The 23606-nt window shown below is 35.7% G+C and carries 6 protein-coding genes; all 6 read right to left on the bottom strand.

Annotation, left to right across the window (positions count from 1 at the left end):
• Nucleotides 1-1008 precede the first annotated feature (1008 nt).
• Nucleotides 1009-2325 (bottom strand): S1C family serine protease, encoded by a 1317-nt coding sequence (locus ACOX6R_RS01995; RefSeq protein WP_433446711.1) that lies wholly within the window; start codon nt 2323-2325, stop codon nt 1009-1011.
• A 588-nt stretch (nt 2326-2913) separates the two neighbouring features.
• Complete coding sequence (locus ACOX6R_RS01990) at nt 2914-7782, bottom strand: S-layer homology domain-containing protein (RefSeq protein ID WP_433446709.1); 4869 nt, start codon at nt 7780-7782, stop codon at nt 2914-2916.
• Nucleotides 7783-8344: 562 nt separating this feature from the next.
• Nucleotides 8345-11161, bottom strand: a complete 2817-nt coding sequence (locus ACOX6R_RS01985) for an InlB B-repeat-containing protein (protein ID WP_433446707.1) — start codon at nt 11159-11161, stop codon at nt 8345-8347.
• A 69-nt stretch (nt 11162-11230) separates the two neighbouring features.
• Nucleotides 11231-17827: a hypothetical protein gene (locus ACOX6R_RS01980; protein ID WP_433446705.1), complete on the bottom strand. Its 6597-nt coding sequence runs from the start codon at nt 17825-17827 to the stop codon at nt 11231-11233.
• A gap of 9 nt (nt 17828-17836) precedes the next feature.
• A complete protein-coding gene (locus ACOX6R_RS01975) occupies nt 17837-22876 on the bottom strand; it encodes a hypothetical protein (protein WP_433446703.1) in 5040 nt (1679 codons plus the stop codon).
• A gap of 315 nt (nt 22877-23191) precedes the next feature.
• Nucleotides 23192-23329 (bottom strand): hypothetical protein, encoded by a 138-nt coding sequence (locus ACOX6R_RS01970; RefSeq protein ID WP_433446701.1) that lies wholly within the window; start codon nt 23327-23329, stop codon nt 23192-23194.
• Between the last annotated feature and the right edge of the window lie 277 nt (nt 23330-23606).

Raw genomic sequence — 23606 nt, 5'->3', positions numbered from 1 at the left:
GCTATTGTCTCCTTTCCGTCATCTTGAGCGAGCGTAAAACGCGAGTCGAAGATCTGCACCTAGTGGAGAAACAGCCTAAGCGTCTTATCAAAATAACCTAAGCATACCTCAAAACATCATAAGGTGAAAACCTAAATATAAGAGAAGGGCTACCCATACAAAAACTCCAAAACACATTTCTCTCAAAACGACCACACATCGCCACCTCAGCCCTACAGATCCTTCGACTCACTTCGTTCGCTCAGGATGACGTTGGATGAGGTGGTTTCCTGATATCGTAACGAAATTGTCTACACTCGCTGTTGTCTCAAACTCGTCATCCCGAGCGTTAGTCGAGGGATCTGCAAAGTCATCGAGCGAGAACTAATCGTCTTAACAAGAAAACCTCACGGAGAAAATTCCAAAACACATTTCTCTCAAGACGAACACACATCGCTGCCTTTACCCTACAGATCCTTCGACTCCGTCGTCGCTATGCTCCTCCTCCGCTCAGGATGACTCCCACAGGGATTTCCCCGCACAAAATTAATAAATCATGAGCACAGTGACGACCTCTTCTATCCACAACCTCAACACCCTAAAACAAAAAAAGAAAAGACCACTACGCACATGGTCTTTTCCGTTTTGAATGTTGATTGGTATAATTTTATTATTAATCTTAGGAGCTAAGGCTTTCGCCTCAATATTATGCGTCATCGACGCTATTATTATGTGTTAGTGATAACTTGTATCATTAACTGTCTATATAATACTATACTTTTTTATATTTGTAAAGCCTTTTTGATAAAAATTATCAAAAACTTTCAAAAATTTTTAAATTTCCCTCTAATTCTTACAATTAGTCAAGTTCCACTTATTTTTTCATCACAAAATTCAATCTATTATATATATTTTTTATTTTAAACTTATTTTATATCACACAATCATAAATATTTTGACTCATTTTAAACATGCTACTTAAAATAAAAGAAGAGCAAGACTTTTATCTCACTCTTCCTTAACAAATATTTAGTTTCCGAATCTTCTCATGAATTCATCCAAAAATTCTCTTTGCATCTCTTCTCTATCTTGACCTTGACCTGGCATCTGTCCATATCCAGGCATTTGTCTTCTACGGCTTTCCATTTCTTGCTTTCTCAAGTCCTCTTGTGCACTTTTGTCCTTTTCTACAGAATAATCTGTAAAAGTAAGCTCTGCACTTTCTTCTTTTCCATTTCTTTCAAATGTAATATTTACCTTGTCTCCGACTTGATATTTGTACAAAATAGATTTAAGTGCATTGTTGTCTGTAACTTCGTCCTTGCCAATCTTTGTGATGACATCTCCTGGTTGTAATCCGGCTGCAACTGCAGGTGATCCATCATAAATCTTGTAGACGAAAATTCCCTTATCTGTGTCAATATTTTCGCCAAAGAATTGTTTTGCCGCTCCAACATCCATTGACAAAATTCCAAGTGACAATTCTTTGTAGCTTCCTGTCTCAATAACTTGTTTGATTATCGGTTTGATAAAATTAATTGGAATAGAAAATCCAAGACCTTCAGCTGATTGAACTTTAACTGTATTAATTCCAATAACTTCGCCCTTTGCATTAAGAAGAGGTCCACCGGAGTTACCTCCGTTTATGGAAGCATCAGTTTGGATAAGTCCTGTCATGTATCCTCCGCCACTTACTGCACCAACATATCTATCTAGTCCTGAAATAATACCTTGGGTTACAGTTTGTGAAAATTGAAGCGAAATTGGGTTTCCAATTGCCACTGCAGCCTCACCAATTTGTAATTTATCTGAATCGCCAAGGCTTGCAACATTTAATTTTTCGTCAGTATTTATCTTAACTATAGCAAGATCAATCATCTCATCTGCCCAGATAGTCTTGCCCTCTAGGTCGTTTTCATTGTTTAGTCTTACAGTGACCTTGTCTATAATTTGATTATTTAATTTAACAACATGGGCATTTGTCAAAATATATCCCTTTGGATCGACAATAACACCACTGCCCACACCTTGAACCTCGACTGGCCCAAAGAAAGACTGTTGAACGCCCTTAGTAGTTATGCCGACAACTGATGACATTGACTTTTTAGCAACAGCAGATGCAACTGTCATGTCGTCGCCTGCAGAAATAGTAATATTATTAGTAGGCTCATTACTATTGCCCCTCATGTTAATTGAAGTAATAAACGACCCCACAACACCGCCTATCAAAGAAAAAACAATCGCCATAACAACAAGTAGCACGCCAGACTTTTTCTTTTTTGGTGGCTTTTCATAATTATAGGAGTACATATTTGAATCTTCAGAATTATTAAAATCGTCTCTCATAAGAATTCCCCCTTGTATTTCAAATATAAAACTGTATTGTGAAAAGTGTATGAATTATTTATCAATAATTTTTGAAAATCTCACAGTTATTAATAATATTTACCACTGTAGTTTTTATTAAAACAAGTGTGGATAGGAATAGATATATCTTCTAACATCCTACTAGAAATGTAGATTAGATGGCGACGGTGTGTTGTGGCTATAGCTTCAACGAGTTGTTGCTGTTGCAATAATTTATCTATCTTGTATGAAGGACACCATCGCGGACATCATCCTGAAGAAGGAAAATTTATTTTCCACGTCGAAGATAAACTGCGATGTGTTGTCGTTTTAGTGGTACAGTGTTTCATAGTCACCTTAAGTTTTTTTGTAAAGACACATAGTTTAAGTCTTATGCAGCATCATACTCACAACTCACTCCATCACATTAAGTGATGATTTAATAGCTTTGTCTGAGCTATAATTTAAACTACTCTTAACTATCTGTCTACTCCACATGCAAAACAACAAAAACGACCCTACCATTATGGTAGAGCCGTAAATACTACTTATTTACCTTGTCGAAACTAATCGAAAGGCCTTATTTAATTATTTTATAATCTTTCCCCAGTCTTCCATTCCATTTGCCCTCTTATAATAGTGTCCGTTAGTTGACTCGATTATATCGTAATAAGCCCAGTGATTTGTTGACAAATCTTTAAATAGCGTGATTTCGTAACCATTATTCTTTACAAATTGACGATCAGCTGCCCTATCAAACATCCTATTTACAATCGTAACAGCTTCTGCCCTAGTAATCGGAGCATCTGGTTTAAATGTTCCGTCAGTATATCCTGTAATCCATCCTTCAGCCTTTACCATCGCAATCTTATCATGTGCCCAATGATTTGTAGGAACATCTATAAATGTTTCACTTGAAGCTGTTGGTCTTTCTATGAACTTAGACGCAATAGCTGCAAATTCAGCTCTTGAGATGTTTCTATTAGGTTTAAATGTTTTATCTGGATAACCGTTAATAATGTCTTTAGAAGAAAGTTTCATAACACTTGTCATGAACCAATCTGTTGCCTTAACATCACTAAATTTATCTGTAAACTGAGCAAGATTTTGTCTTTGAGTAAGTCTTGCAAAAATTGTTGCCACTTCAGCTCTTGTGATATTTCCATCAGGTCTTACAGTGCCATCTGGATATCCAGCAATATAAGAGTCGTGTATATCATAAAATACTGGAACTTCTTTTATTACCTCTTCTGTCTTAGTAGCGTAAATAATGCTAGGGTTCTCAGGTTTTGGTTCTACTGGAGTATCAATCCTTTCAAAGACTGCAATATAAGTTGCATCTGCTCTTTCACTTGGTCTAAAGTATTCTCTTCTTGAAACAGTATTTCCGTCCCAATCAGTCCATTTAACAAATCTGTATCCATCGTAAGCAGTAGCAGTAGAACCTTCGATTCTGCTATCAATATTTACAGTTTCAGACTTAGGGCTAACTCTACCACCAAGAGGATTGCCTGAAATATAATTAATCTTAAACATATCAGGATTTGGTGTAGGAGTATTTATTTCCTTAAATACTGCAATATAACTTGCATCTATTCTATCAGTTGGCACAAATTTCTCACTTGTAGATACAGTGTTACCTGATGAATCAATCCATTTAACAAATTTATATCCATCATAAGCAGTAGCAGTAGAACCTTCGATTCTGCCATCAATATCTACAGTTTCAGACTTAGGGCTAACTCTACCACCAAGAGGATTGCCCGAAATATAAGTTATTTCAAATGATGTTGGACTTGGATTTACACCCTCTTTTAACACATTTACTACATAAGTAGCATCTTTAATTATAACAGTTTCTGTGTTAAATTCAGGAATCCATTTTGGAGTATCTACCTTATATCCATTTTCTGGTTTAATTGTAGGTTCTTTCAATTGGCTATTTTTTACATTAGCTTTTGGATTTACATAGTAAATTGTAGTTCCTTCTAAGCTTGCGTGACTGCCAGCTACAAAGCTTATTGTTACATAGCCATCAGGTTTTGTATTTACATTACCTTTTTCATCTTTGCCAGGTACTATATTATCTAAAGCCTTATAAGTTGCAGTTATTTTTGTATCTTTTTTAAATGTTCCTTTTAATCCTTTATCCCAACCTGTAAATTTATAACCAGTATTAGCTGTTACTTTTGGTGCTGTTAGACTTACTTCCTTATTTGGATTTACATGAAAGCTAGTTGAATCTATTGTAGTTCCCTTGCCATCTAAATCAAAAGTAACTGTTACATAGCCGTCTGGCTTTTCTTCTGTTCCTGGTACAATATCAGGAGTTTTTTCAGTAACTTTTACATACTGAGCAGTATAAATTGCATCCTTAGTGATTTCTGCATCTGCTAGGAAATCAGGACTCCATAGAGGATCTGCTAATTCAAATCCATCCTTTGCTTTAACTGATGGCATTGGTTCAAGACCAGAGTTCTTAATACCAGCTTTTGGATTTACAAAGAACTTAGTAGTTCCTGTAATAGTTCCATTTGCACCTGGAAGGAATTCAACTGTTACATAGCCTTCAGGTTTATCTCCTTTTGTAATAACATCTTCAAGTTTCTTGTACTTAAATGTTATTGTTGGAGCATCAGTATCCTTAGAATATTTTGCATCTGTTTGTGGCTCAATAGTTGCTGTATCAATTTCATAGCCTAAGAATTTAGGTGCAGAGCTTTTGGCATATTCTTCAGTTGGAATATCTGCTCCAAGTACACCTTGTTTTTCTGCAGGATATTTTTCAGTTGCTTCTAGTCTTAGATCTTCGGCAAGTTCCTTATTATCTTCATCAACATATACAATCTTAACCTTACCCATTTCTACTGGGATAACCTTGTAACTTGCATAGTAGGTTGTAGTTGTTACAGGTCCACTTGTAGGAATATCGCCAATCCACTTGTTGAATTCTTTTGTGGTGTCATTTGGTTTCACTTCTATTCCGTTAATCTTATTCTTTAGTGTTTCGTTGCTATAGTCAGTTCCCCTTAATACATCAATAGCTACTTTTTCTCCAGCTTCTTTATTTCCAATCCTACCATCGGAAGTTGGGTCAAGGGTTATTCTTACATAACCTTCTTCAGGATCAACTGTTGGATCAATTACATCCTTAATTAAATCTTTCTTTTCATAAGATGCAGTAAAGGTATCTTCAGTGTTATCTGTACCTTGACCTTGACCAACTAGAGTTTCATCTGTAGGAACTATCGGTTCCCAAGCCTTAAACTTCATTGTGTTGTCATTTGGAACCGCTGTAATTGACGCTATCTTTGTCTTTAAGTCATTATCGCTGTACTTAGTTCCAGCCAGTACGTCAATAGCTTTTGTAGCCTTTCCATCGATTGTTCCTGCCTTGGCATCAAAAGTTAGTCTTACATAACTTTCTTCAGGATCTACTTTTGGATTAGTTACATCTATAATCTTGTCCCTATCTACATAAATTGCAGTGTAAGTCGCTGTTTCTACAGCCTTATCTTCAACTGGTACGGCAGGATCCCAAGCATTGAATTTCTTGTTAGAATCGGTTGGTACTGCCACAATTCCCTTGATCTTAGCTTGTAGTTCTTTGTCGTAGTAGTTGGTTCCCCTTAAGACGTCGATAACTTTTGTATCCTTGCCAGCAATTGTTCCTTCAGCTGCATTAAAGGTTAATCTTACATAATCTGGTTTTGGATCTACATTTGGATCAGTAACGTCTACTATCTTATCTTTGCCGGTATAAGTTGCATTATAAGTCTTAGATACAACAGGTGTTTCATCTTTTGGAACTGGTGTATCCCAACCATTAAACTTCTTAGCTAGATCATTTGTTGTAGGCTTTAATTCACTAATCTTTCCTTGAAGATCATTGTCGCTATATTTAGTTCCTTCTAATACATCAAAGGCAACTTTTTGAACTTCTCTGATTTTACCTTCTTTAGCATCAAAGATAAGTCTTACATATCCTTCTGGTGTCTTATCTTCAATTTTATCAGTTGGAACATCGACAATTTTGTCCTTGTTCTTATAAGTCGCATTATAAGTGTGAGCATCGTTAGTTGCTCCATTTTCTACTAGATCGTCATTATTTGGAACTTCTGGATCCCACTTATCAAAGGCCTTAGTCTTATCATTTGGCACAGCAGTAATCTTATCAATCTTAGCTTGTATGGCCTCATCGTTAAACTTAGTAGTCTTTAGTACATCAAAGATTACTTTTTGCTTGTCCTCAATCTTACCTGTTGTTGAATTATCCTTTGTGTTTGCATCAAAGATAAATCTAATATAGCCTTCTTTTAGATCTCCAGGATTTGTTGGGTCAACATCTACAATCTTATCCTTATCCATATATATAGCGTAGAAGGTCCTTGTTTCAACTGTTCCATTTTCTGGGATTGCTGGAGTCCAATGGCTAAACTTCTGGGTATTATCATTTGGAGTTGCTCCATTTTCTTTAATTGATTCCAGTTTAGTGACTAAATCAGAGTCAGTGTATTCTGTTCCATTTAGTACATCAATCACAACTTTTTCTTTGCCAGAAATTTTACCAGCTTGTGCATCAAAGGTTAGTCTTTGATAGCCTTCTGGAATTTCAGTATTTGGATCAGTTATATCAACAATCTTGTCTTTCTTTTCATAACTTGCAAAGTATTCGTTCTGAGTTACATCATCTGCATCTACTAAAGTTTCATCATTTTTAACTTCAGGATCCCAAGCTTTAAACTTATAAGTTAAGTCGTCAGCCTTGGCAGTAATAGCATCAATCTTTCCTTGAAGATCTTTGTCATTAAAGGCAGTACCCTTAACTACATCAAAAGCGTATTCTTCTAGACTTTTGGCCTTACCAGTAATTGTATTGTTTTCAGTATCTTTACCGCTACCATTAAAGATAAATCTTACATAGCCATCAGGGACTTCTGAGCCCGGGTCAGTTACATCAATGAACTTATCCTTAGCAGTGTAAGTTGCATTATAAATTCTAGTTTTTACGTCATCCTCTAATCCTGCTTCAACTAAGGTATTATCTATTAATACTGTTGGATTCCAACCGTCAAACTTAAGTTTTATATCATCAGCTATAGGTTTAATTCCACTAATCTTCTTTTGAAGGTCAGAATCAGAGAACCTTGTTCCCTTTAATACATCAAAAATAAATTCTTGGTTTTTGCCAATCTTACCAGTAGTTAAATTATCTTTAGTATTAGCTTCAAAAATAAATCTTATATATCCATCTTTAACCGGATTTGTATCAGGATCCGTTACATCGATAATCTTATCTACAGCTATATAAGTTGCTGTAAAGGTATCGTGAGTTAGATCTGTATCTTCAGCTCCATTACCCTTACCAACTTCAGTAGTATCTATTGGAACTACAGGCTCCCACTTATCAAATATCTTTGTATTGTCCTTATAAGTTGGATTAATTTTCTTAATCACATTCTGAAGTTCAGCATCGTCGTACTTTGTACCAGCAAGTACGTCGATAATTTTTTCTTGATTCTTACCAATCTTACCATCTTTTGTTGCGTCAAAGGTAAGTCTTACATAACCTGATGCTGGATCAGTTGTAGTAGGGTCTTCTTTAATCTTGTCGGCATTAATATAAGATGCGTAGAAAGTTTCAATAGAACCGTCTGCTTGTTTATTTAATGCATAGGAATCATCTACCTTTGTTCCACCAGTATTCTTATCTTGCCATTCTTTAAAGTTAGCATTTGCTTTTGTAGGATTTTCAGTAATCTTTGCCTTGGCATCAGCAAAAGTTGCTTTTCCATTTAGTACCCATACATTTTTACTTGTGTTAGCTTCTTCAGTACCAAATTGTCCACCGTTTGCATCAAAAATTACTTTGATATAGGCATTGTCCTTCGGATCCTCAGTTACTGCCTTGTCCTTATCAGTGTAAGAAGCAGTGTAAGTTTGTTTAGTAACAGCACCAGTTTGTGGTACTTCAGGATTCCACTTTTCAAACTTCTTAGTTGAATCTGTCGGTATAGCTTTAATTGTAGCTACCCTTATCCTTTAAGTCTTGGTCAGTATATAAAGTTCCTTCTAATACATCAATAGCTTTTTTAATTGGTGCATTGCTTTCTGTGCCAATCTTTCCTACTTCTGTTGCATCAAAGATTAATCTAACATAGCCAGCTTCAGGATCTTTTGTAAGATCATCTACATCTTTAATCTTGTCTTTGTCATTATATGCTGCATAGAAAGTTTCATCTGCAGTATTTAGCACTTTTTCACTAGCAACGGCTTGTCCACCAGTAGCTTTGTCTTGCCATTCCTTAAAGGTTTTGCCTGTTTGACTAGGCTGTCCTGCCTTTTCAGCTGCTTCGGAGAACTTGACATTAGCGACCTTTAGCACCCATACATCTTTTGTAGTCTTAGCTATATCAGTAGCAAAATGTCCACCGTTGGCATCAAAGGTTACTTTGACATAATTAGGATCCTTTGGATCTTCTGTTGCAATCTTGTCTTTAGGTATTGCTGTCGCTGTAAAGATACTATTATCCTTTGTAACAACCCAGTCTGATGGATTATTCAAGGTTTGACCTGACCAAGTAGCTGGACCCTTATAGCCATTAACTACATCTATAATTGCTACTGGGAAGTCACTTGACTCTAAAGATGTGCCTGATTCAACTGTCATTGCCTTGTTGGATGGCGCTAATCCTGTTACTCCTTCGCCTACTTTAAAGCTTACCTGAATTGCACCTTCTGGTTTTGGTAGATCTTTATTGTCATCTGTATTATCTGTCTTCTTCGCCCACACGTATAGCTTTTGGTTTTCTACTGTTATCGAAGATTTATCCTCAAAGGTTACTTTAATCTTTCCACCTATTGGTTCTGTTACAACATTTCCTGTTGTTCTATTTGACAAATCTTCATACTTTGTTGCAGTTGCCAGTAGGTCATTTAGTGCTTGTTGATCTTCTGGTTTTGTTGCTGTTGCTTTGATTCCTTGTTTCCAGAAGTTTTCTGCATTAACATCTGTTCCTACAAATACTCCAAAGTCTACTGGAGATAAGGTTGCTATATCAGCAATTTTATCTGCTGTTGTTTTTTGAACTTCTTCATATTGTGCAATATAAGTTTTATCTTCTTTTATCTCATCAGATTTTTCAAATTTTGGACTCCAGTTTTGCTTTTCGGTTTCACTTTCTGGTACTGCACCTACTGTATAGCCTAGGTTAGCTGTAATTGTAGGTTCAGCTAAATTAGTATTTGTCTTTCCTGCTCTTGGGTTGACATAGAATTTAGTGTCGCCTGTTAGAGTTCCATGTTCTCCCTTATCAAAGCTTACTGTTACATAACCTTCAGGTTTGTCAGTGTCTGTTTCCAGAGTTTTGTCTGAGATAATATCGTCAAGTTTATCGTAATAAATCTTGATTTTATTAGTACCATCAGTGGTGTATTTTCCGTCTGTCGGATTTAATACAACTCTATTGAACTTGTATCCTAATAGCTTAGGTGCAGTATCTGCTGTAAATACATCTGAAGGAATCTCTGTATCCTTTGTTCCAATTTTTGAAGTTGGATATTCTTGTCCATCAATCTTATTGCTATCATCGATTGTAATATCATTTCCATTATCATCTACATAAAGAACTTCAGCTTTTCCTTCTGCTTCTTCACTATAGATAGCATAGAACGTTGTATCTCCGTTGATTGCAAAGGTGCTTAAGTCTAATGCGTCTGTCGCATCTTTATCTGTATTCCATCCCTTGAACTCATTAGCCTTGCCTTGCACTTCTGGAGGAGTTAATGCTGTCGCTCCTTCTGGAATATTGATAGGTCCCAATTTGTCTTCGCCTTCCATAAAAGTTTCTGATGCTTTTAAACCATAGGCAGTGTATTGTTCTTTCAGTGCAGCAGTTTTCCATGAGCCACCATTAGCATCAAAGTTAACTTTTACTTTTTCACGTAGGGTTACATAGAAGCCAGTATATCCATCACCTGCTGACTCGAAATAGTAATTTGAATCGGCTGCTCTCCCTTGTGATTTACCGTCAATAGTAACACTAAACTTTCTAATGGCAGAATCTAATGAAACAGTCAAATCATCATCTGGTATGGTTGGTATATATTTAACATTTGGATGCCCCTTCCACTGATATTTTTCAGTACTCTTTCTTAAAATTATATCTTCGTCTTCTGCTGGTAAAGAAAATGTGAATACCCTATTATTAAAACTTTTAAAAGTTCCAGTTAATTGAGGTCTCAGTTTTTCACCGTACCATTTTGTACTAACCCCCGAATGCCCTACAAAATTAGCAGTCAACATTAGTCCATTATTTTGTGTATTTTCAGGGACGGCATAAGCTTCAACTGCAAGTTGCAAATCTCTATTATCTGGTTCTGGTATTGTTACTAATAGTGCTGGAAAATATTCAAACTTTGGTATTGGAACATTTTTAATAGTTTCACCAAATTTATAGTCTCCTCCAGGTCCTATTTTATAAATTTCTGAAAGATAACCATCAGCTTCAACTTGAACATTCATATAAGTTACGCCTAAAGCTTTCATCAATATATCATCTATTCCTACATTAATCTCACTGTTGTCGAATTTATCAGGATCATCAGTTGGATTAATAGGAGGGTAATTTATTTCAAAAAAACTAGCTCCTAATTTTAATGGATGCGTCCTTGAGTAATCAACTCCTGGAATTTTTAAGGAATAAGTTCCTCCATATAGACGTTCAGCTTCAATTTTTTCTGGATTTTCAGGCGTCTTACTTGCAAATACATTTATTGGAATTGATCCAATTAACATTAAAAGAGCCAAGGTGAAGCTTAATAATCTTTTCTTCATGTTTTCTCCTTTCTTTGAAAATACTGGCGAGCGATTGCTCGCCTATATTCTCATAATTAAGTCAATGTACTATCTAAGTCTCTTAGTTACTTTTCCATCTAAATATCCATCCTTTGTAGCTTCAATTAAAATTGAATCCCCTGATTGAAGAGGCTTATCTAATTCTAATGTTCCTACACCGCTAAAACTAGTTTTAGCATCAAATACTTGAGAGTTTCCATTTTTATCCCTTACTGTTATTTTGACTGAGCAATTTCCTACAGTAGTCCTAAATACTAAAAACTCATTGTCACTGAATGCACTAGTAATTTTTACTCCAATTCGTACCTCTGGTACTACTACTTGTTCAATAGTCTTGAAAGTATCAGTAGCCTTTCCAGACTCACTATCTGTAACTTTAACTATAACATCACCTTCAGTAACATTATCCTTATTTACAGGAATTTGAAGCTTACCGTTTTGATCTGGATTTAAAATATTTCCATCTGGAGCTTTCCAGCCATCTTGGTCTTTTGTAACTGTAACAGTCTCTCCACCTGGAAGTGTAATTGTAATAGTATCACCATCTTCAGGTGCCTTTACAACTACTTTTTCATCACCTTGTTTAATTGGATCAACTTCAGGTGTTGCTGGTGCCGGTTTTTCTGTTGCACTTACTACAAGTTCTGTAGCTTCTAGTGGATAAGCTGCTCTATCCAGATTGAACTTAAGTGTGTCAGTATACTTAGCTTCGTCTATTGTTACTTTTGTCTTAGCATCATCTGTTGTTCCAATCTTATCCATAATATCAGCAAATCTTACAGACTTGTCGGATTTTACATCATAATCTAAAATTCCAGTTACGTCTGTAACACCTTCACCTTTTACAATGCTTACTCTTACATAGCCTTTTGGTACTGCAGAGTTTGTTTCTGTTACTTCGATAATACTGTCCGTAGGTCCTTGTTTTGTCGCTTTAGCAATAAGTGTGACTGTGTTTCTTTCAATAATTGGATCTGCTCCGAGAATAAGTGTATCGTCAGCTTGAGAGACTTTTTTATACCAAGTTAGGTCTTCATAACTTTCAGCTACTTTAGCTTCAACTTTTCTATAGACGTCATAGTATCTTACTCCTGCGTCTATTAACACATTGAAGTAGGCTTTATCAGCGTTTTGATATTTTTCAGCTGTGAAGTTAACTCCCTCACCTTTTTCAAGAGCTACTCTCATATAACCTTGAGGTGGATTTTCATCCGGGTTTGTAACCTCTACAATTTGCTCTGTTGGTGCTTTCTTTGTAGCTTTTGCTGTAAGAGTCACATCTGCTGTAATGACGCCTTCTGCTTTCACAACTTGATCGGCATTATACCACTGAATATTTTCGTAATCCTCCATTGTTGTCGCTGATACTTCATTGTAGATATCTGCATATCTAATGTTGGCATCTTTTCTTACATCATAAATAGTTATAGCATTATCTTTAAAGTTTACACCTTCAGTTTTTTCAAGGATTACTCTTACAAATCCATCTGGAGGTGTTGTATTTTCTTCCTCTACAGGAATGACGTTCTTTTCATCTTCATCAGCGACACCATTTCCATCAGCGTCAACCTTAATAGCAAAGGTTGCTGTTGTATCAGCCTGTTCACCATTTTTTAATGCAACGGATAATTTATTATCAATTAGGCTGTGACTATCATTTGTAATCTTATCTATCATACCAAGTGATGGTGTGATTGTGACATTCATCTTATCTTTAAGTTCAGCTAGGGTGTAGATTTTTCCAAGCTCTTTGTCGCCGTTCTTATAGGATAGTTTAACGAAGATATCTCTACCATTTCCGTCCTTACCGTCGAAAGTAACTTCAGTGTCTGCACTTGCTACTAAATAAGTTAGGTTAGGCTCATTTACAAATTCGATCTTTGTTGCCTTTGCGATATCAAAGTCTTGCTTATTATCTGGAATTCCATCGTTATCCGCATCTTCAAAGACTTTTGTTGTAGTTGAATCAGACTCTGCCATCTCACCAAGTTTTGCTGTCACATTTACAACTGTTCCTTCTGCAAGTTTAGGTTTAATTTCAGCAGTATAGGATCCAGTTTTTGAATCAGCAGTTTTTGTTACTGTTTGCTCTTGACCTTGAGTATCTGTATATTTAACTGTCACTATTGCTCCTGGTTCTGCAAAACCTTCCACTGTTGTTTTTTCCGGGTTTTCACCAATGTTTCGAGCTGTTGCTGTTGGTGCTAGGGTTTTTTGCCCTTCCTTGTAGTCTGGCTCTCCATCACCATTTGCATCATAGAATACCCTTAGGACATCTGTGTAAGCTTCTACTTGGGCTGATGCGTAAACTCTTATCTTAGCACCATTGTCACCTTGTTCAGTATCACTGATTGAAGGATTTAATTTTACTCCATTTGTCTTGTCTGTACTTAAATAGTTTATTTCATTCGCTTGGTTGTCATATTCGTAGAACTTACCATCACCTTTAACTATAGCAAGTTTTTCCTTGCCTGCGTCATCAGTCATCCTTACAACCATGCCTTCAAGATTTAGTTTGAATGCTGTTTCTGCTTCATCTTTATTCTTTGCAATATAGTCAAGTTGTGGTTGTTTGATGACTTCAATCTTAGAAATCTTTTCTTCATTAAAGCCTTCGGTGCGATCGTCCATACCGTTGTTGTTAAGGTCCGGGAAGACCCTTAAAACATTGTTGGTTTTAGCTGTAAGTTCTTGGTACTCAACTTCGATAAACTTGACGTCATCTTCTAGCTTTAAGTCAAAGTCAGCTTTGTCTGTGACTTCTCTACCATTAATAGTAAGTTTTAGATTTTCATCTGTTAATTTGACTTCCTTCTTGTCGCCAAGGTTGTCAATTACATTGACTTTCATGCCTGCTAAGTTAAGTTTTGCAGTTCCGTCTGTAGTTGTGATTCCATAGTTCATCTTTGATGGGTCTTTTTCAACTTCAAGACTTACATTTTCTCTTGCCTTAACAGTTAATTTCATTTCGTGAGTGACTTCTGCACCGGCCTTATCCTTGGCAGTATAGGTTACGATATAGTCTCCAACATTTGCTATTACTGTAGTAATGTCAGTATTTTCTCCATCTTTAGTAATCTTAACGGCTACCTTTTGGTTACCATTACCTTGGTCAAGGTCCATATCAACAAGGTCAATTAATCCATCAGCATCTGTAACTCTTACTAGGTTCTTTAACTCTGGAATAGTAAGACTTTGACCTACATAAATTTCATGGCTTAGTGGTCCGTTAATTGTAGGTGGAATATTGGCTGTTAATGCCTTTAAGGCTTCTTCCAGCGCTGTTACAGCATCATCAATTTTCTTTTGATCATCTGCTGTATCTTGACCGGTTGGCTTGCCATCTTGCTCTACAAGTGTTTTAGCATTTTCAATTGCCTTATTAAGATTTTCAAGTCTTTCCTTAATAAAGGCATTTTCCTTGTCTTTGAAGTTTTTATATTGTTCTTCTGCTATTGGTAGCAGTTGACTTAATCTGTCTGGATTTAATTTAACTGTAATTGGTGGAACTTGGCTTGCCTTTTGTCCGTCAATAAGTTTTACTTCTATATTAAGTTTTTCTCCGGCAACAAGTGGTCTTGTACCTACAACAAAATCTCCATTTTCATCTACGAAGGTTCTACCGATTATCTTATTGTCCTTATCTCTTATGATGATAATGGCATCGGATAGGTCAGCATCTGTTGCTTTTGTAGTAAGCTTTCCTGTAACAACTTGTTCACCATGTCTTGGTTCCTTGCCAATTTCTACATTCACCTTAACTACAGTCGAAGCTTGAGCTGTGAAAGTTGTGTTTCCTGTAATGACTTGGTCCCAAGGATTGTCTACATCCCACTTTGGATTTTGATAGTTTGTGCTATCAGTTAGAATATTTTCATCAAGTGTTGGGAACTTGCCTTGAGCAAGTTTACTTCCACTCTTCACTGTATAAGTCTTGCCGAAAAGTTCATTATCTTTAATTCCATAGGATTTTTCCACATTAACAGTAAAGAAATCTTTTGGAAGTGGATTGTTGTCTAAATCCTCTCCAGTGATGTCCTTTCCATCATTTACAAAGCGTGCAACTACTGTATCATATGGTGCACTTGTATTGAACTCATGTCCGGCTACTAGATTGTTATAAACTGTTTTTCCAGCATTTTCTCCCAATAGTGACCAAGTCCAGAATGTATAATCCGCTTTGTCATTGGCTTCAGCTGAGATAAAGTTTTTAACATCTCCGTAAGTTGCACCTTTTTTAACTAGGGCAGCTACATTTTCTCCCATAATATAGTTATCTTCTTCATTTGATGGAAGACTAGTTAGGTTTTTATTTATTTTAACTATTCCTAAATTATCTTGAGTTTGGAAGTTTACTATAGTATATTTTGTCCCATCTATAGGTTTTCCATTGTAGTCCTCAGTTGGAACAGACTCACCCGAATTATATGGGATGATGGTCTCATCTGAGTACATGCTTGTCGAAACTGTGAACTTGGAATCTGCAGTAATTTTATAATTGTAGGTATCTACAGTTTTTCCTTGTTCATCCATCCATTTTATTTTTTCTGCATATCCTGAACTAGTATCTACATTTGCATTTGGAAATTCAACTTTTGAATTTATTGGATATGCTTTATAGATATTTAAAGCTGTCGAATTGTCAGCTTTTGTTAAGCTCTTAATTCCCTTTCCTGCTTCGAAAATAGCTCTAACCCAATCTGTTGGGATTTTGTCGTCTTTTCCTACTTCATCGCCTGCTTTTATAAAGTTTGCAATGTAAGTTTGATTAGCTATAGGCATTCCAAGGCTTGGTGTCCACTTTGTAAAGCCGTAGCCGACATTTGCTGTTGCTATTACCTTATCAGCTAAGGTCTTTTCAGGATTAACCATAGCCTTTACAGTTCCTCCTGCTTTATCGCCAACTGTAACTGTACCCATGGCACCATCCTTATCTTCTGCAGCCTTAAAAGTTACCTCTACATATTCCTTTGGAATCAAGTTGCCTTCACCATCATCAGTTGGCTTTTCATCAGTTCCAGGTATCCAAGGAATGATGTCCTTATCAGTATACTTGGCTGTTACTGCAGCTGTGAACTCCTTATTATTTTCACTTACCTTGTAATTGTCAGGTGCCCATTTTACTAAAGTTTTATCTGTGTCTAATGGCACTTGAACTTCAGGGAAGACATTTTTTCCTGTTCCCTCAGTTACTAAGCTTGTTCCTGATGGATAGGCTCTGAAAAGTGAACTGACGAATTCACCCTTTTCATTTTTAATTCCTTCAGTTCCTTCTCCTGCCATGAACTTAACTCTTACCCAGCCTTCTGGAATTGGTTCATTTTCTGTAACTTCCTTACCTGAGTCCATAAATTTAGCTGTGTAAGTTGCTTCTTCCAGTAGATTTGAACTTAAAGATGGTTCCCACTTTAAGAAACCATAACCAGACTCAGGATTAACTTTAATGATTGTACTAATCGCAAGGTTTGTTCCAGGCTTAACCTTAGCGTTAATTGTTGGACCAGTTTTATCGCCAACTTGTACCTTACCTTTATTTTCATCTTCAGTCTTAAATACAACTTTTATATAGTCTGATGGAATTGGATATCCATCATTGCCTTTAGTTGGTTCTTGTTCGTCAGGTGTCCAAGGTATAATAGTTTCATTAGTCTCAATTTTTTGAAGTTTAACATATCCACCAGTTCTTAAATCGTAGGTACTTGAAACAATTTTGTAATACTCCGGTTCTCCTTCTCTACCAAGATTAATATAGTAATTTTGATCTTGGCCCTTTATTTGATTTGCAAGGGTAAAGCTTTGATTATCCCCTATAAAATTAAGTTCGAATGGATCCAGATTAGGATTTTCAGGATCAATGCCTACGAGTTCTGTCAAGGCCTCTTTATGAGTCAATGTTGTTGAAGTTTTAGGTAGTGTTAGCTCATGTGTTTCGGTCCCATCTGTATCTAAGTTTAAAATGACCTTAGGTGTAACTTGCGGCAAAAATCCATCAACTAAAGTTCTGCCATTTGAACCAACATAGTCCACCTTTGCCTCTAAGTTTGGTAGCTCATAGATGCCAAAGCTAATATTGATAACATTATTTACTCCATCGGTAGAACCGCCATCATATGAAGCCCTAATTTCATACTTGTCAGCTGATGGAATTACTACTCTAAAGGAGTCCATTAACTCATCTTCCGTAAACGATGCAGGTACATCCATTACTATAGTAGCGGTTGAACCATTTGTTCCTGATATAGTAGTACTTCCACTATAATTAGCACTACCAATTCCATCGCCAACTACTAATTCTACATCTACAGAAAGATCTTTTAATTTAAAAGTATTATTTGTATCTTCTTCAACATTAAAAGTATATTTGTTTAAGGTTAAATTTACTTGTTGTTTTCTGGTAGACACTTCTGTGCTTTGAATAGTAGCGTTGCCAGAATAGCTTCTAAAAGTGCTTTTTAAAAACTTTCTTGTTTTAGGTTTTTTGGATAGTCCCATGATAACCTTGCCATCTTTTTCCCCTAGCTTTACCATTTCTATTTTCTCAGGCTCTGAAGAGGCTACAGGAGTTACCCCCGCAGCCAAAACTTCAATTCCCGTTGATAAAAATAATATTAAAGCTAGGATGAATGATATTATCCTTTTTTGCATATTCTCTCCTTACCTTACTGTGGTTCTAGATGGATTAGACTGATGGGTAACTTTTCCATCTATATTATTATTTTCATAAATTACAGATTTTAAATCTATAATATCTCCTTTTTTTAATTTTACTGTTATTCCATTTTCTTTTAAGACTACTTTTGTAGGCTTGTCGTTGCTTAGTGTTTCTAGTTGATTTGTGACAACTTTTTCACCATTTCTTATTACATTTATTGTAACAAATGCATTATTCTCACCCTTAATAAAGATATAGTTTAATCCAGCTCGTGGGGTGATAAGTGAAATAGGAGTGTTCAAAGGCTTATCATAATCAGCTTCTACTTTATTTTCATTGCCGAACTTATCGGAAGCAACTACTGTTACTCTATCAATATTGTCATCACGATAAAGTTCTCTTAAAGTTTGATTTAACTCTTCAGTAGAATTGATATCATCAATTACTTTCGGTTGAGTACCATCTTTAAATAGAATTTCCACTTTGAATTTGCCTACAGCTACGTGGTCTTCACTCTCCATCTTAATACCTAGATCCATCCACCTGCGGAAGAGGTCATTTTCTATGACAAGTTCTTTTAATGGGCCTTCAAGTATAAGTGAAGTTAATTCTGAGTACACATCTTCTACACCTCTCTTCTTGAAAGAAGGTAGAGTTGTAACAACTTTTATCCTATCTCCATGTTTCAATCTATTAGTTTCAGAATTAAATGTTGGGAATTTTATGACCTTATTGGCAAGGTCTCCTGCTTGTGAAACATATTTTATTGGCTGATTATCAATATCTAAAATTGGATCCCCATTTTCTTTTACTAAGAGATACTCTGTTCCTATTGTCGGCTCCTTAGTTATGCTTGCTGAAACTAAAATATTTGTACCTTCTTCAGCACTGCCCTTTTCGTTAGGAAGTTGTTTAAGGTCGTCAACTGGTGCGTTTGTTGGTAAATTTACTACTACTGTTGATCCGGTGTCCCCAGTACTTCCATCCGTTAAGCCACCCTTGTAGTAAATGGCTTGAATATTTTCATCTTTTCTAAAGCTTGAATTATCATTGTACGTGAATACAAAATATTCATTATCTCCTTCTTGTTCATGTTTCAATGTACCAACAATTTGATTACCTGTAGCATCAGAAAAACTGCCGTCTTCATTTTCCACCATAGGTATAAAGCTTTGTCCATCTGATGTAACTCGGCTTACAAAGTAAAGAACTTTACTATCAGGTAGAATTACTTTTACAGCATCCACTGTAACCCCACCAGCAATACCATTTGCATTTAGTTTAAAGGAATTATCTCCGTCGTAAACTGTCTCAAAAATTGGTTTTGGTACGGCTCTTGGAACATTGTACATATCTATAGAATAACCTGTAAGGTCAAACTTACTTCCTGATGCATTATTCCTAAGATTTTCTGTTCTAACAGTTGCACCTGAAAAGGCATCGATTGTGCTGTTACCATCATCTGGTACAGTTGTCATTTGCAATTTAGGAATTCTCTTGGAGTTATTTGCCGGATCAATAGGTCCAAGTTCTGACTCTCCATAAATTGAAACTCCAAGTTTTCCCCAAGATCCATCAAAGTTGTAGTAAGCATTTTCATTTCCAGGAGCTGTGTCTACTGCAATGTATGAAATTCTTTGACCAAGTCTGTCATAGCCTGGCACTGTGAACTTTGCAGCACTATCTTCAGGTACAGTCTGCATCTTAAACCCTTCAATGCCTTCCATAGCAGTATCTCCTTCAGAAAAACTTGTAAATTTCTTATCTATTTTTATTGTTGGATCAGTATAATCTTTAGGATTTGCACTGTATAGAAGTCCTATACTTAGCTCAGGTTTATAATTTTGTGTAGTGTTCACATAAGAAGGATTCTTTGAATCTTCATCTTTAACGTCCATGTAATGGTTGGTTACATCAACATTAAAGAATGGTCTGTAGTGAGCGTATAGGTCGATATCTGGCATATTTGCCCATTTTTCGTAAGTTCCTTCAAGTATTAACTCATGGTTATTTGGAAGAAGGATATTTGTGGATTCAAAGGCTTCTTTTTCTTCATTGTAATTTATTATAGTACTTGCATTGAACATCCTTTTATCAATTTGATCAGCATCTAAACCATTATCCTCGGCTACGAGATCATTTAAGTTATAACCAATCTTTAAGCCTTTTTCATCAGCCTTAGCTGCCCAACCTACAAAGGTATGTCTTGGGTCCTTATTTTCTCCCTCTGGAGTTGAATTGATAAATTTCTTTAATGTTTCGTCTTCTACTGTTGTTCCACCATTCCAATATGGAACTGCTGGGATATCAATGATAGCTTTGTAAGTTCCAGGGTTGTCTTGATCTTCTTTAAAGCTTCCTGCTAGCACATCTATTTGATAAACAGTGTCTGTTCCATTGTTTGCATGAAGGTTAATCTTTAGGCCGTCTCCCCAAACTGCATAGACTACTTGGTGAGTGTCAATCGGAGAGTCTGGAGTTACTTTATAAACTTTACCGTCATTCCACTGCTCAACTTTTGTAAGTTCCGGAAGGGCTGCATATTCTTTAGAATCAACTTTTCCACTTGCCCACCCTATAAATTTATGAGCTTGACCTTTATCATCTGTGTAAGCTTTTAAGTTACCTGGCCATTGTCTTACTGCCAGTTCATCGCCTGTTAAAGCCTTACCTGAATCGTCTACAAATTTTGCACCGGACTCTTCACTAAAGCCGTTTACCTTATAGTCTGCTTCTTGGTAATACTTTTCAGCATCTGGAACAATTTTTACCTTGGCGTTAGAATTGTTTGTTTTATAGTCAAAGTCAAAGTCCTTATTGTCATCAAATAATACTCTTGTCCTAACTCTTTCGGTTTTCCAATCTGAAAGAAGTGATGAGGAAGTGGTGTTAGAAAATAGTAACTTTAAGTCTTTTACTAATTTAACCTCTGCTGGCTTTTTAATATCATATAACCAACCTAAGTAGTCCTTTCCATTATGGGTAATTTTGGTAGACATATCTGTGAGCAGATTTCCAGCATTATTTCCATCTTCAACAACTTCATCTTCCAAGGCTATACCATAGGCTTCTATTTTGCCACCTTCTTTTGGCACAAGCATTTTTGCTACTGTCCCATTTTGATATAGTGAGTATCCCCTAATATCAACAGTGTCTTTCATGAAAACATCAAAATTGTCTCTAAATGGATTAAAGTTTTCCAACTTCTTTTTGTTTGCTAATTGTTCTGCAAACTTAAATCCACTAGCACTTGTATCTGTAATTGTTGTGGTTTTACTGTAGTCATTTGTAAATACATCTTGAGTAGGCATATAGGCTGCTTTGTTAACTACAAAAAATCCAAGTTTTTGAGAGTTGTTAATAAAATATGGTTTTGTATAAACTTCTTCTTTTCTTGTAAATGTCTTGGACTTATTGTGGATAGTTGTTGTCTTAACACTTCCGTCTTTATAGGTAACTTCTAAATCTACATCCGCTGATTTATAAATGTAATCAAAGTTAAGAGTAAAATCTCCATACAAAGGTCTTCTAATAGTAATAGCATCACTATCTGATTTCCAGCTATTTACGTCTAATGTTGCATTGGCTATTTTATCCATACCATTGAGATCTTTATACTTGACAGTCATCTTTGATGCTATTTTTTTATCTAAGGTTCCAAAAATATTCCATTGTCCATTTCTACTTAGTTTTAAGTTTTGCTCATCATTCCATTCAGGCTCATTCCAGATTAAAACTTCTCCGTCATAGTTTGGATCATGTGTGAAGATAACTTCTATCTTGTCCCCTTTTCTGATTTTTTGGCCACCTAGGAAATTTATGATTTGAGTTGTTCCTCCTGAGGCATTCTCAACTTTTTCAATACCTGCAGATCCATCTCCTGTGCCTACATAGTATCCTGCTCTATTACGAGCTAGAGCATCACTACCACCGACTCTAAAAGTAACATAGTTTGTATTAGACGCAGTACTCATTGCCTTTGATAAAGTTATATCCAGTTTTCCCTTTTTAGGTATAGTCATATCCTCGTCAGCTGTGTATTCATAGGTAGTCCAGCCTGGATTTTCTTGTATAAAGCCTCCCATTTCATTTAGCGTTACGTAGTTAATTTTATCTATATGGAGCTTGTTAATAACTTCATCATTATCTATCTTTATGTTTAGATTAATAAATTTATTTAGACCTCCACCAGGATTATAAAAATAACCGTAAAGTGTATTAGAAGTTAGGTAAACCGGTTTAGCTTCTCCTCCTAATATATTTTTAGCAGTAAAAGGCACTTTCCAGTTATTAGGAAGTATAGCTACATAGGCCATGTCTCCTTCAACTATTAGATTTTCGTATTTTATTGTTGGCCAGTTTTTCTCGTTTATAGGAAGCTTTCTTGCATCCCTATACTCAACTTTTCCAATAATACTTTGACCAGGATTAGTTTCATCCTTAATAATATAAGGTGCTAACTTTTTATCAAAGCCCAATAAAAGTCCAAAGTTTCTACCATCTTGATTGTAATTACCCAAAGCTTCTCTAGATGTGTAATTGTATTGAAGACTCATCAGAGCAGTGCTTGGATCTTCATCTACAGTGTTTTTACCATAAAATGGATCATATTCTGCTGCAAAAGTCTTATTCATAACAAAAGGTCCGCCAGAAGCTTGGTGTGAAGTTTCTTGATAGATATCTTCTATTTGAGACTTAAATGGGATAATTGTGGATCTAGTATAGGTCATATAGTCAGCTTTAGTCCCTCTTGGAGCGTAAGTATAGACCTTTTCACCCTTGGCATCTGTAAGACGAGCTTGGATAAAATAATCTTTATCATTTAAAGACTCATAAGTTACTCCTTCATTCATAACAATTTCAATTGGTACTTGGTTGGTCCATGCTGCCCAAGTTGTATTTAGATCTGCCAAGTTATAATATTTTTCATATTCCCCAGCTGAAGATGCAAAAATATGAAAACTTAGATCATTTGGCTTGTAGTAACCTGATTTTCCAAAGTCTATTTTATTATATAAATCTTTGTCAAATCTAAAATACATATTTCTCCATACACCTGAAGCACCTGAAGAATAAAAGTTGTTAGCAAGTCTTAGCACAAGTCTTCCTTCGTCATTGTAATAATATCCCTCATACTTAATATCATAAACCCTTACAAGTTCATATTGAGATACATTTACTAGTCTTTGATAAGGAAGTTCATCTTTCTTATTTGAAAATTGATTTAAAGGCCAGAAATAATCTTGAGCGTTTTCTCCTTGCTCATCCTCAACGTCTTCCCAATTTAATTCATCATACTGGTTATCTGGCTCACCATTAAGCTTTGCTGCCTGTGGCCTTGGTCCAGATATAATCTCTTAGGTTACGTTTTCTTCTGCATTTTCTGTTGAAAGCAAAGATTCTCCCATCTCGTTCTTTTGTTCAGAGTTTTGAAGAAGTGAATATCCTTGATATTCTTCAGCAAATGCACCTATTGGCATTATTCCAATTATCATTAAAACTGCTAAAATTAATGTTAGCACTCTTTTGAATTTCGTGTGCATTATTACACCTCCATTTAATTTTTTTGCAAATTTTATAAATCTTTAAAAAAAATTAATGCATAAAATAATTTGTATATTTAAACCATTATTAATTTTGTTATAAAACATTTTTCTATCAAATATGCTATACAAATTATCAAAATCACCATCAAGATTTGCTAAACTCAATGGCGAAAAAAAATCAAATTATGTTATTGTTAAAGTTTCCCTCCTTTTATGCATTAATTTT

This window comes from Peptoniphilus sp., from assembly GCF_050943655.1.
Taxonomy (GTDB): domain Bacteria; phylum Bacillota; class Clostridia; order Tissierellales; family Peptoniphilaceae; genus Peptoniphilus_A.
Note: the sequence above shows the minus strand (reverse complement) of the source record. Positions and strands in the feature narration are given on the sequence as shown.